10 protein-coding genes are annotated in these 12458 nt (G+C 54.4%); 5 read left to right on the top strand and 5 right to left on the bottom strand.

Features of this window, described 5'->3' with window-relative positions; translation table 11 throughout:
• Positions 1-23 precede the first annotated feature (23 nt).
• Entirely contained in the window at positions 24-611 is a 588-nt protein-coding gene (locus SYN7336_RS07075; RefSeq protein ID WP_017325232.1) for a tyrosine-type recombinase/integrase, read from the top strand.
• A gap of 35 nt (positions 612-646) precedes the next feature.
• On the opposite strand, the gene SYN7336_RS24840 is transcribed toward SYN7336_RS07075, so the two are convergent.
• The 4 genes from SYN7336_RS24840 to tkt form a co-directional block, all read right to left on the bottom strand.
• Positions 647-1129, bottom strand: a complete 483-nt coding sequence (locus SYN7336_RS24840; RefSeq protein ID WP_017325231.1) for a TetR/AcrR family transcriptional regulator — start codon at positions 1127-1129, stop codon at positions 647-649.
• A 74-nt stretch (positions 1130-1203) separates the two neighbouring features.
• Complete coding sequence (locus SYN7336_RS27770; protein WP_051039774.1) at positions 1204-4983, bottom strand: GAF domain-containing protein; 3780 nt, start codon at positions 4981-4983, stop codon at positions 1204-1206.
• A gap of 67 nt (positions 4984-5050) precedes the next feature.
• Entirely contained in the window at positions 5051-5191 is a 141-nt protein-coding gene (locus SYN7336_RS30645) for a hypothetical protein (RefSeq protein WP_156820063.1), read from the bottom strand.
• A gap of 72 nt (positions 5192-5263) precedes the next feature.
• Positions 5264-7258 (bottom strand): transketolase, encoded by a 1995-nt coding sequence (gene tkt, locus SYN7336_RS07055; protein WP_017325228.1) that lies wholly within the window; start codon positions 7256-7258, stop codon positions 5264-5266.
• Positions 7259-7489: 231 nt separating this feature from the next.
• Between tkt and SYN7336_RS07050 the strand changes: the two genes are divergently transcribed.
• The 4 genes from SYN7336_RS07050 (at position 7490) to nth (ending at position 11396) form a co-directional block, all read left to right on the top strand.
• Positions 7490-8299 carry a sugar phosphate nucleotidyltransferase gene (locus SYN7336_RS07050; RefSeq protein WP_017325227.1) on the top strand — a complete coding sequence of 270 codons (810 nt, stop codon included), beginning with the start codon at positions 7490-7492 and terminating at the stop codon, positions 8297-8299.
• A 68-nt stretch (positions 8300-8367) separates the two neighbouring features.
• Positions 8368-9057 carry a hypothetical protein gene (locus tag SYN7336_RS07045; protein WP_017325226.1) on the top strand — a complete coding sequence of 230 codons (690 nt, stop codon included), beginning with the start codon at positions 8368-8370 and terminating at the stop codon, positions 9055-9057.
• Between the two features lie 536 nt (positions 9058-9593).
• Positions 9594-10700, top strand: coding sequence for an RIP metalloprotease RseP (gene rseP, locus SYN7336_RS07040; RefSeq protein ID WP_017325225.1), 1107 nt, complete (start codon positions 9594-9596; stop codon positions 10698-10700).
• Positions 10701-11396 (top strand): endonuclease III, encoded by a 696-nt coding sequence (gene nth, locus SYN7336_RS07035; protein ID WP_017325224.1) that lies wholly within the window; start codon positions 10701-10703, stop codon positions 11394-11396.
• Positions 11397-11481: 85 nt separating this feature from the next.
• Here nth and SYN7336_RS07030 read toward each other — a convergent pair whose 3' ends face one another.
• A complete protein-coding gene (locus SYN7336_RS07030) occupies positions 11482-12369 on the bottom strand; it encodes a mechanosensitive ion channel family protein (RefSeq protein ID WP_017325223.1) in 888 nt (295 codons plus the stop codon).
• Positions 12370-12458: the final 89 nt, after the last annotated feature.

Genomic DNA, 12458 nt, shown 5'->3' with positions numbered 1-12458 from the left:
GTAGGACAGTTCTCAAGCAAGCTATGTCAACTATCGAAAACGGGACAGTTCCAATCTCTGACGACCAGAAACGCCCTCGTGAATATCTCACCCCTCGCGAAGTGGATGAGTTAATGGCTGTGGCTAAACAACGAGGACGCCATGGACACCGGGACGCCACCATGATCCTGATAGCTTATCGCCACGGCCTCAGGGTTTCTGAACTGTGCGCACTGCGCTGGGAGCAAGTCGATCTCGATGCGGGGCTTCTGCAGGTATATCGCCTTAAGCGAGGCATTCCTAGTGTCCATCCCCTTCGAGGGCCAGAACTGAGGGCGTTGCGTCGGCTCAAGCGTGAATCACGGCTCTCACCCTATTTATTTATGACGGAGCGGGGCGCTCCCATGACTGCAGCGGGCTTTCGTAAACTCCTCACTCGCATCTCTCAACTCTCTTCTCTGCCGTTCTCCATTCACCCTCACATGTTGCGTCATGCCTGTGGCTACAAGTTGGTCAACGACGGTCATGATACCCGCTCCATCCAACACTATCTCGGACACAAGAACATCCAACACACGATTCGCTACACAGAACTGTCGGCTAGTTGCTTCGCTCAGTTCTGGCAGGACTAGCTGCCATGGGTTTATTCGATGTGATTTTCAGGAATCTAAAGGCCAGAAACCACGCCTAGCAAGCTTTCTGGCCCCCATTGCCAAAACGGGTCCATTACTAAATAAAGGCGGAATCGCTGCTGCATGGTTTGCAGGCCCTCAGACAATGCCTGACGGCAAAGCTCGCTACTCTCTCCCAACTCTGCCCCCAAGTTGCCGAGCAAACACCCTTCTCTTCCCGCCTCGTGCCGCTGAATCTCAGCCTCGAAAAAATACTTCAGCGCAGACAGAGCATCAACGTTCGGCTCGCTCAGCAACGCATCCATGTTGGTTACATACTGTTGGGTATATTGCCGAATCACCTCAGCCCCAAAGCCCTCTTTACTCTCGAAGTAATTATAGAAAGAGCCTTTGGGGACGCGAACTCGCTCCACCACCTCCTGAATGCCAGTGCCGTGATAGCCCTGTTTGATGAAGGCGTTGGCGCCACAGTTCAGGAGCTTTTCGCGATTGTTTTGACTGCGTCTCGGTCTGCCCATAACTCTATGATATGACCAGTCGTCTTTTTATGTCAACCTCTATTCGTTTCGCGAAGTCGAAACCAGCTTGCCTCCTACAGCGAAGGCAGAGCAGTAGTGGGCTTGGAGTTGTTCTGGGTCTGGGCGTCGACTTCGCCTGCAATTGAAGTCGAACGCTGAATCGCTGTCTCGGCAAATCGCTTCGATCGCAGTGGCAACTCGATCGCAAAGCTGGTTTTCAGCTCGGCACTCGTCACTGCAATCGTCCCTTCCAGAGAGTTCACCACCCGCTGCACTAGGGCCAAACCGAGGCCAGTCCCCCCTTGCTTCCAACGATCGGTATCGGTCGCTCGGTAAAACTTCTCAAAAATATGAGGCAGATCGCGCGCGGGAATTTCCACGCCACTGTTGGTAAACGTCATGCAAATCCCTTGAGGAATGGCTGCGACCGTCAAGGCGATCTGTTCGTTAGGGGGAGTGTACTTGCAAGCATTGAGCAGTAATTCGGACAGAATGCGCTGCAGGCTGGGGCGATCGGAGACAATCGCAGGGAGGTGGGGATCGATCTCTATTTCTAGGGTTTGCTGGCGCTGTTCGGCTCGATCGACAAAGGGCATCACGAGATGGGGAATCCAAGCCGCCAGATCGATCTCCTCCCATTCCAATTGCTCGGTCCCTGCTTCTAGCCGTTGCAGGTCGAGGAGATCTTGAATGAGTTCGATTTCGCGATCGCATTCCTGTTCGAGCACGCTTAAATAGCGATCTAGCTTATCGGCAATCTCCTGACTTTGCTCCCCTTCGGGAAAGAGGGGGCGACAGTTGTCAATTCCCACTTCCAACATGTGCAGCGACATCTTAATGTTGGCTACGGGCGATCGCAGCTCGTGCGAGACGGTACTTAAAAAATCATCTTTGAGCTGATTGAGCTGATTGAGCTCCCGCACCTGGGTTCGCGCAGTCTGATAGAGACGGGCTTGACGAATGGCGATCGCGCACTGGCTGGCCACTTGCTGGGCCAGACGGATTTCTAACCCGCCAAACGTCCAATGTTTACAGCGAAAAATCCACATGTCTCCCAACACTTGCCGATCGTCAGCAATGGGAAGGGCCAAAATTGCTGTGGGAGGGCGATTGAAGAGTGGATCGAGCTCGCAAAACTGGCAGGAATGGCGCTGCAATAGCCGCGCGTAGCGATACGGAGACTGTTCCATATCGATTTCGGTTGACTGAGCGGGAGACAAGGAGACAGTGTGTTCCACCACAATGTGCGATTTCTGTCTCTGACTGTCGTATAGGCTAATGTTGCAACCGTCGGCCATGAGAGCGTTCGCCACCTCCCGCGCAGCAGTTTGTAAAATCTGGGTTTCGTCCAAACTATCTCTGACTTTGTCAGTGATGCGCTTGAGGGTAGCCTCATAGCCTAAGGCTTTAGAGACCTGAGCAGTCCGTTGCTCCACTTGCTGCTCTAGCGTTTGATTGAGCTGCCGCACTTGCTCGTATAACTTGGCTTGCTGAATTGCAACCGCCAACTGATCGGCAATCCGCGCGAACAACTGTTGTTCGCTGGCAGTCCATTGGCGGGGACGATCGCATTGTTGCAAATTGAAGATGCCGATGAGCTGTCCCTCAAATCGAATGCCGACCACTAGGAGAGATTCGATCTGTAACTCCCGTGCTTTGGCGATCGCTAAATCCGCAAGCAGGGGAGATTGTTGAACGTGGTCAGCCGCGATCGGCAAGTCACTGGCGATAACAGACTGAGCGAGGGGGTTGCCCGCAATCGGAATGACACAGCCCTTCATATCCGAGATGCCGGGAGTGGATGCGGTAAAGCCATAGGTGAAGCTCTCATCGGATTCGCAGCACAAGCCCACGGCACAACGACTGGATTGAAACGCTTCTAGTGTCAATTCGACCGCATCCTGCAGCACCTGTGCTAGGTCTAAGCTATCCCGCATGTCTCGGACAATGCGGTTGAGAATCGAATGCTGTTGGGCTTGGTGGCGGGCTTGATGGTAGAGCTGACCTTGCTGGATGGCAATACCCACTTGTGTGGACAGTCGCTGGAAAAGCTCAATATCGGCTGGCTGCCACTGGCGCGGTCCCGAACATTGGTGAGCCGCGAGCAGCCCCCACAAGTGACCGTCCGCCAAAATGGGCACGACTAGGTTGGCCCGAACGGCATAGTCAGATAGCAGCCGGACGTAGCATTCATCTAAGCTGCCATCTCGAATATCGGCGATCGCGTGAATGCGATCGCCCAGTCTGTAGCCCTCTACGATTTCGTTTTGTTCGATCAGACATTCATCGACAAGATTATCTCCAAGGGTTGTGGGCCAACCGGCCTGCACGGATTCGTAGGCAATCGTGCCCCGCATCTGGGCATCAAATTGATAAATTAAGACTCGATCGACCTGCAGGGCATCTCGCAGCTCTGTAACCGTGGTTGTCAGGATGGTGCCGAGATCGAGAGAGTTGCGGATGCGTTCGGCAATGGCTGCAATCAAACGCTGTTGAGTGGCGCTATTTTGCAATTCCAACTGAGCTTGTTGGCGATCGGTAATATCGGTGGCTATGCCGCATAAAGCATAGATTTCGCCCGCTTCGTCACCGAGGGGAGTGAGGGCGGTCAATTGGGTACGCACTTGTCCGGCATACCAGGCTGTCTCTTCACAAAGTTGAGGGCGGCCGGAAGTCAATACAGCACGATCGTGGTCCTCTAGGGCGGCGGCGATCGCCTCGGGGAATAAATCGCGATCGGTTTTGCCCTGCAAGTCTCGAGGGGATTGGCCGCACAGATTGGCAAAGTGCTTATTAGCCATCAGGTATTGCAGTTGCCGATCTTTCACGAAGATAGAAGTGGGGGAATTTTCGAGCACGGCTTGCAGGCGCTGCTGACTGGTAAACAGGTCTGTGCGGGATTTTTGGTGGGCCGAGACTTCTCGCTCTAGATCTCGAGCGATCTGAGCAATGTGCCGATAATATCGGTCTGAGTTTTGCCACAACCGCACAACCCCCGCCGCTATGAAACCGATCGCAATGCTGGAGGCACCGACTGTCAGAGACAGCCGGTGCCATTGAAATGCAAACTCCTGTTGTGGCAAAACTTCTAACATCACTGCCAAATTCGTCAGTTCAATCGTCTGGCGAACGGGATGTTCGTTACGGGCAGCATTGGCACCATTCATCCAAAATGTTTGCCCCCCATGAGAGGCGGTAACCGCCACAAGCTGGTTCAGTTCGCTCGGACCGATCTCGTACTGCAGTAGATCGCGGACATTTAAGAGCCCTACATGGTGACCGATAGACATTTCCCCCTTACCGACAATGGGCAGATGGAGAATCGCCCAGCCATTTTGCCAAATTGCGGCTAGCGGATCTTTTCGCAATTCGGGAGCGGCCAATCTAGCTTGCCGAATCAATGCCAGCAACTCGCGGCGATCGCGATCGCCGCGAGCCTGAAGGTCGGTCAAGTTCCATTCGCGATCGAGCTTCGCGATGGCTTCGGCAGATTCGAAGCTGTCAATAAACAGGGCGGCACTCTCCCTCCAAACGAGGTCGCGATCGGCAGCTTCAGGTGACAACAGCCCCTGCGAAATTTGGGTCGTTTGAGAGAGCGCTAGCGTTAAACTGTCCCAATGGCGATCGACTTGTCGGGCGAGACGATCGGTTTCGAGCTGCAGCGTCGTTGCGAGCGAATCCCGCTCCCGAGCGTAAAGATCGAGTGCAAAAGCAACACCGAGGGTCGCTACTCCAGTTCCTACCACCAGCGGCAACCAGCGCCACTTGCCCCAATTGCTCCAATCGCCCAAATGAAAATCTGTCCACCGGTAGCTGCTGGATAGCCAAGGACGAACGCGGCGGAATCTTGTCATACTAAGCGTTCTGGGTAGAGATGGATCCTAATACGCGATCGGGGTCGAATAATGTTAGCACATTCGTCTATCGTTCCTTTGTAGTCTCGCCAAACCAGCAAATCTCGCAAGCTCTCGGCGAATTTAGGCTCGACATCAGCTTGCGATCGCCCCAGTCATTGAGCAGTTTTCCCTGCAGCCCCGACACCCAATCGATTTGGGCAGCCATCTATAAAAAATCCCCTCTCGAGCAAAGCTGAGAGGGGCCAGTAGTCAGAAGGACGAGAAGAACAGAAACTGCTCAGGCCAGCAGAGCGCGGGCAGTGTTGCAGACGTTCTCAACCGTAAAGCCGAACTTCTCCATACATACCGGACCGGGGGCAGAAGCGCCGAAGCGATCGATACCGATTGCCGCACCGTCAAAGCCAATGTACTTGTACCAACCACCGGTAACCCCGGCTTCAATCGAGACGCGCTTGGTTACGCTGGGGGGCAAAACGGAATCGCGATACTGCTTGGGTTGGGCGTCAAACACATCGCAGGAGGGCATCGACACCACCCGCACCGCCTTGCCTTCGCTCGCTAGTACCCCAGCTGCTTCCACTGCGAGGGCCACTTCAGAACCCGTTGCAATCAAAATCAGCTCGGGATTGTCTGCATCGACAACGATGTACCCCCCCTTGAGCGTGCCTTCCACTGAGGTTCCTGCCTGATTCTTGAGTCCTTGGCGGGAGAATGCAAATAGCGTCGGAGTCTTGGTCTGAGTCAGCGCTGACTTGTAAGCCCCTACCGTCTCCTTGACGTCAGCAGGACGAAAGCAGTGTAGGTTTGGAATCAGACGCAGAGAAGCTAAGGTTTCCACTGGCTGGTGGGTGGGGCCATCTTCGCCCAGAGCGACAGAGTCGTGGGTCATGACGTGCAGCACGCGCACTTGGGACAGCGCAGAGAGGCGGATCGCCGCCCGCATGTAGTCCGTAAAGATCAAAAAAGTGGCCCCGTAGGGAATCAAGCCGCCGTGGAGGGCCATACCATTCAAGACTGCTCCCATGCCGTGTTCGCGTACGCCAAAGTGGAAGTTGCGACCTTCGTAAGAACCCGGCTCGAAGTAGGGCTCCCCTTTCACTTCCGTCATGTTGGAGTGGGATAGATCGGCAGAGCCGCCCAGCAGCTCGGGAATGGCTGGAGATAGCGCATTCAGGGCAAATCCAGACAGCTTGCGGGTGGAGTTCTCTCGATCGAGGATGGTTTCCAGAGCGGCTTCCCAACCGTCGGGGAGCTGGCCGGACATCATCCGCTTGTACTCAGCAGCTTCAGCAGGATACGCCTTCTCGTAGGCGGCAAAGCGGCTGTTCCACTCTGCTTCGAGCGTCGCACCGCTATTCACTGCGGCGCGGAAGTGATTGAGAACATCATCGGGAACGTAAAAGGCAGGCTCGGTGGGCCAGCCCAAAGTTTCCTTGGTGAGGGTCACTTCTTCGGGACCGAGGGGGGAACCGTGAACGCCAGCAGTGCCGGACATATTGGGAGAGCCGTAGCCGATGGTGGTGGTAACCACAATGAAGGAGGGCTTGTCCGTGACTGCTTTCGCCTCGAAGATCGCCTTTTCAATCGCATCCAAGTCGCTGTTGCCGTTCTCTACGTAGGTGACGTGCCAGCCGTAGGCTTCGTAACGCTTGCCCACATCTTCGGTAAAGGCAATCTCGGTACTGCCCTCAATCGAAATGCTGTTGCTGTCGTAAAAAACAATCAGCTTGCCCAGCCCCAGGTGACCGGCCATGGATGCTGCCTCGCTGGCAATTCCTTCCATATTGCAGCCGTCGCCTGCAATCACATAAGTGTAGTGATCGACGATGGTGTGGCCGGGCTTGTTGAAGCGGGCGGCTAGGTGAGCTTCGGCGATCGCCAGCCCGACGCCGTTACCGATGCCTTGGCCTAAGGGGCCGGTGGTGACTTCAACCCCTGCAGTCTCAAAGTTTTCGGGGTGACCGGGGGTGTTGCTGCCCCACTGGCGGAATTGCCCGAGATCGTCGAGGGAAACGTCGTAGCCAGTCAGGTAGAGCAGGGCGTACTGCAGCATGCAGCCGTGACCGGCGGATAGGACAAAGCGATCGCGGTTGGACCAATCGGGGTTTTTGGGGTTGAACTTCATGAAGTTCTTCCAGAGCACGTAGGCCATAGGGGCTGCGCCCATGGGTAGGCCGGGGTGACCGGATTTAGCCTTTTGAACGGCGTCCACTGCCAAGAAGCGAATGGAGTTGATTGCAAGTTCTTGCAGAGATTGGGTGGCAACAGTCATGAACGATCTCTCAATCCGTAATTAACGTGTGGGGCTTTTCAACTGCGCCCAAGGCGCGATCGCAGGTCTAGAACTCGCCATTGCAGGCAATCGGGTGAGGGAGGAAGTCCCACTTAGTGCAAAGTTTGACGTTCGCCCAGCGAACAAACAGCTCCAGTGTAAACTGAAATGTCCTTTGCTAGAGCGCGTTTGGCTGGCCTCGATTCAGTTCCGATTAGAGCAATTTCTGCAATGCCCCATCTCCTTCGCAAAGCAGTCATTCCCACTGCCGGACGCGGAACGCGACTGCTGCCAGCAACACAGTCGGTGCCGAAGGAACTCTTGCCGATTGGCTCTGTACCGATGCTGCATCGGGCGATCGCCGAATTGGTGCGGGGGGATGTGCGAGAGATTGCGATTGTGGTCAGCCCCGAGAAGCCTTTAGTGCGGGAATACCTGCTGAGTGCAAGCGATCGCCTCAATTGCCAGATCGAATTTATCGTGCAGGAGCAGCCTCGCGGAGTCGCCGATGCGATTCTGCTAGCCGATGCCTTTTTGGCAAACGAGCCCTTCATTTTTTTCATGCCAGATGAAGTCTGCTTTTGCCCTACATCTCCAATCGAGCAGCTTGCAAGTGCTTATCAGCAATACGAACAGGCGCTGCTGGCGCTAACCTGGGTTCCGCCAGAGTGGTCGGAGTTCTTTCAAGGGACGGGGCGCATTGCCACAAAATTGGTACAGGAGAATCTCTATCGGATTACTCAACTGAAGGATAAAAGCCGCGATCGCTTTTCCAGTTCCAATGCCGGTCAACCCAAAGGAGCGGGCATTGGCGTGCTCGATCGAGAGTTTTTGGACTTAGCTCGAAAGGCCCAGGCGGTCTTTGCAGGCAAAGCAGAATTTGACGATGTACCCATCTGGCAAGAATTGGTCCGGCGCGATCGCCTGTTGGGGGTGATGACAGATGGAGCGATTGTGGATGCGGGCAATCCCTTGGGATTCAGTCTTGCCAATCGTTACTGGCTGGAGACGGGTCGGCACTTGAATCTTGAAGTTTCATGAAGTATTGTTAACTAAGCCGCTTATCTCTGGCAGTCTGCTCTCAAAACGCCGTTCTTCCCCCCTCTTTTATGACGTTTTTCCAGTTTTCTGCTCCTCTGCTGCGCCGCAAACAAACTGCCCTCGATATTCAAGATTTAACCGGCCTGCTCGATATCCACTGGAAAATCGGCGATATTACAGTCTTTCGCGCGATGTATACGCGCATCGACCAAGTATTTGTGGTGTGGGGACTGGTCATTGCTGCCATTTTTGCGACGGCTCAATACCTGCCACTGAGTTGGACCCTGCAGGCTTGGGTTTGGTCGGCGCTGACGGCGATCGCGATCGCCACCACCAGCAATCTGGCCTGGTTTTGGGTGCGAGTCGAGCGACTGCGTTGGCTGGTGTATTGGTGGGCTGCCGTTATGCTAATTGGTTTGCTCGCAACCAACTACAGCATCTCGACTGCCTGGGTACCCGGATTGACTCACCTATGTTCCCTATGGCTGGGATTGAGCGCTCTGGGCTATGTCGTAACGGGCTGGGGAATCCATTCCCGCGTCTTTTCGATCGCGGGAGCATTGCATATCTGCGGTATTTTTTTGTTGCCATTAGTGCCCGGATGGCAGTTTTTGTTCACTGGAGGCGTGATGGCAGGCTGTTTGCTACTACTGGCAGAACTGCAGTGGGATATGCGTCCTCCAATTCAGCTTGATGTCTTGACCCTAGAACAGCAAGCGTTCAACCGCCAGCAGCACCAGCTCAGACAAATGAGCTGATTGCCAGCGTTAAGAGTTGCTGCATTGTTGTGGGGATTTATTAAGAGTCCATAATAATTAAAGAGACAGATCGCTCTAGCACTGCAGGGTGCTTTGCCAAGCTGAGTGCTTTAAAACTCTGGGAGCCGAGTGCTCTAAAACTGTAGGTTCATAGTGGGATTTTTTGCTGTTTGGCCCGCGAATTGCTCCCGAAGGAGAACGATGCCAGGGAAGCAAGTGAGACAGCCTCACGACCGTGCTGAGCCGATTTGTTTGACGGTCTCCGTCATCTTTGCAATTCACACCTAGCGGTGCGGGGTTTTTATCGTTTCCCCTGCCTCGCGATCGCTTATGGAGTGCGAAACCGCTCATTAGAACAGCCTGAGGCGATCGACGCGATATTTCACTAGCTGCGGCTTCCACGAGGGAGCCGCATTCATTTACCCAGTGGTGTCCCCAGAGGCCATCGGAGCAGTATTCGGGTATCCCGAGTCGATCGCGCTAAGCTAGAGTCCGCGCCCATCCCCCCACTCACTTTCCTCTATCCATTTTTTTACATGTTTGTATTTGCATCCATCGGCATCCTGGCACTCCTTATCCTCGTTCACGAAGCCGGACATTTTGCCGCTGCTCGGCTGCAAGGCATTCACGCCAACCGCTTTTCGATCGGGTTTGGCCCCATTGTCTGGAGCTACGAAGGCAAACAGACCGAATACGCGCTGCGAGCTTTACCCCTAGGGGGGTTTGTGGGCTTTCCCGATGACGATCCCGATTGCCCGTTTCCGCCCGACGATCCCGATTTGTTGCGCAATCGTCCCGTGCTCGATCGCGCGGTGGTCATGTCTGCTGGAGTACTCTCCAACCTCGTGTTTGCTTATATTGTGCTGTTGGTGATGGTGGTGACCCTCGGGGTTCCCACTCCAGCTCAGTTCAATCCGGGAATTATCTTACCGGACGTGGCGGCTGAGGGACCGGCACAAGTGGCCGGGGTGCAGCCCGGAGATGTGATTTTGCAAGTGAACGATCTCGACTTGCGGCGCATTGAAGATGAGGAAGCGGCAGAAGAGGCGATCGGCGAGTTTCAGGCAATCGTCAGGGAAAGTAACGGCCAACCGGTGCAGGTCGAAGTGCAGCGGTTCGGGCAGACCGAAGTCGAAACCCTAGTGGTGACCCCCGAAATTCCGGCTGGAGGAAGCAATCCCGTCATTGGTGTGACCTTAGCCCCCAACCAAGAGATTGTCTTTCAGCGACCCGATGGCATTGGCCCCATGTTGGCCGCATCGGGAGCAGCCTATCAACGAATTGTGACGCTGAATCTGCGGGGGTTTGCCCAGCTTTTAGGGAATTTCCAAAATACGGCAGGCCAAATTGCCGGTCCGGTGGGTATTGTCAAAATTGGGGCAGATTTGGCGCGGGACGATTCAGCCAGTTTGTTCAATTTTGCGGCTTTGATCAGCATCAACTTGGCCATTATCAATATTTTGCCGCTGCCCGCGCTCGATGGCGGTCACTTAATGTTTTTGGCCATTGAAGCCGTGCGCGGCAGGCGCTTGCCCAAGGCGATCGAAGATCGGGTGATGCAAACAGGATTGCTGCTGCTACTCGGCTTGGGGGTGGTGTTGATTCTCAAAGATACGGCAAGTTTGGTCACAGGGGCGGGGTAAGTGCCAAAGCCATCGAAAACCAAGCTGCGGGCCTTGGAAATTTTGTACCGCCTCAAGCAGGAATATCCCGATTCCACCTGCGCCCTCAATTACGAAACGCCGTTGCAGCTCTTAGTGGCGGTCATCCTGTCCGCTCAATGCACCGATAAGCGGGTAAATCTAGTGACGCCGGAGCTGTTTCGGCAATTTCCCGATGCACCTGCATTGGCGATGGCCGATCGCGAAGATATCGAAAGCGCGATTCGCTCCACAGGCTTCTACCGCAATAAAGCCAAACACATCCAAGGGGCCTGCCAAAAGATTGTCAAAGAGTTTGACGGCAGCGTGCCGAGGACTATGGCCGAGTTACTCACATTGCCGGGGGTAGCGCGCAAGACAGCGAATGTGGTGCTCGCCCATGCCTTCGGTATCAATGCTGGCGTCACAGTCGATACCCACGTCAAACGCTTGAGCAACCGGCTCGCATTGACGCAGCATAGCAATCCGGTGCGGATTGAAAAAGACTTAATGCGATTGATTCCGCAGCCGGATTGGGAAAATTGGTCTATCCGGCTCATCGACCACGGACGGGCAGTGTGCAACGCCCGCAAGCCCCGCTGTCAGGAGTGCGTCCTATTCGACTTGTGTCCGACGGGGCAGGTGTACCTGGAAAATCCCACTGCACCCAAACTGTCGCGATCGCGCTCTCGGGCCTAGTTCAATATCTGCTCGATCGCTGGTCCGCAGGAGCTTAATTGCTGCCCGTTATAGATTGATGGCGAACTGCGATAAACCCCGTAGATTACGCCTTCACCGAAGAGTTCTCGATGGGAACGCTCTCGTTAAAGTCGCGCTGGTCGAATAGGTGCAACGTGCGAATGGGATAGGGGATGGTAATGTCCGCATCGTCGCAGGCGCGTTTGAGCTGCACGACTACTTCTGACTGGATACGGCGGACGTGGATTTTTTGAGGTAGCGTCCAGTAGCGTACCTTAAAGTCAATTGAACTACCGCCAAACCCCACAACATCCACTTCTGGAGCAGGAATATTGACAATACCATCCACGCGTCCGAGCACTTGCAAAAAAACTTCTTTGGCTTTGGGCAAAGGAGTGGTGTAATCCACGCCAATATCCAAATCAGTGCGGCGATGGCTGTGGGCAGTTAAAACGTGAATGGGATTGGTAAAAATCAGAGCATTCGGAATATCGACCAATTCCCCTTGGTAGGTGTGAAGCTTTGTGGAGCGGATCTGGATGGATTCTACAGTGCCTTCAAACCCATTAACGACCACCTGATCGCCCAACTGAAAGGGTTCTTCCAGCAGTAATAAAACGCCAGCAAGGAAGTTTTTGAAAATATCTTGGAAGGCAAAACCGATGGCGACCGAGCCCAAGCCCAGCAAGCCAATAATGTCTCCCAACCGTAAGTCGGGAAAGGCAATCACGCCAGCGACGATCGCCCCTCCAAGCCACACCGCCACCCGACTAGTCTGCACGAACAGCGATTGCAGCGATCGACTGGAAACGGTTTGTCTGGCCAGGGCTTCAACCAACTGGCTGACAAAGCGAGTCGCGTAGCGAGTCAGAAATAAAATGCCGACTGCCAAAAGGGCTGCAGGCAGGAGTGTTACTGCTTGTCCGAAAATGTCGAGTAAGCTAGTCTGAATTTCTTGTAAGAGTGCTTGCATGAGTATGGTCAACAAATGAGCGTGGGCTAGCAATCGGCGAGATCGCGACTGCTGAAAACTTATCAGAGAATTACTTCTCTAGATAGGAC

The organism is Synechococcus sp. PCC 7336 (genome assembly GCF_000332275.1).
Lineage (GTDB): Bacteria > Cyanobacteriota > Cyanobacteriia > Thermostichales > PCC-7336 > PCC-7336.
The sequence above is the reverse complement of the archived record's forward strand: the minus strand, read 5'-3'. Positions and strand labels throughout refer to the sequence as shown.

Coding starts and splice junctions, on each gene's coding strand:
- rseP (WP_017325225.1), top strand. CDS start 9,594: ATGTTTGTATTTGCATCCATCGGCATCCTGGCACTCCTTATCCTCGTT.
- SYN7336_RS07045 (WP_017325226.1), top strand. CDS start 8,368: ATGACGTTTTTCCAGTTTTCTGCTCCTCTGCTGCGCCGCAAACAAACT.
- SYN7336_RS27770 (WP_051039774.1), bottom strand. CDS start 4,983: ATGACAAGATTCCGCCGCGTTCGTCCTTGGCTATCCAGCAGCTACCGG.
- SYN7336_RS30645 (WP_156820063.1), bottom strand. CDS start 5,191: ATGGCTGCCCAAATCGATTGGGTGTCGGGGCTGCAGGGAAAACTGCTC.
- tkt (WP_017325228.1), bottom strand. CDS start 7,258: ATGACTGTTGCCACCCAATCTCTGCAAGAACTTGCAATCAACTCCATT.
- SYN7336_RS24840 (WP_017325231.1), bottom strand. CDS start 1,129: ATGGGCAGACCGAGACGCAGTCAAAACAATCGCGAAAAGCTCCTGAAC.
- SYN7336_RS07050 (WP_017325227.1), top strand. CDS start 7,490: ATGCCCCATCTCCTTCGCAAAGCAGTCATTCCCACTGCCGGACGCGGA.
- SYN7336_RS07075 (WP_017325232.1), top strand. CDS start 24: ATGTCAACTATCGAAAACGGGACAGTTCCAATCTCTGACGACCAGAAA.
- SYN7336_RS07030 (WP_017325223.1), bottom strand. CDS start 12,369: ATGCAAGCACTCTTACAAGAAATTCAGACTAGCTTACTCGACATTTTC.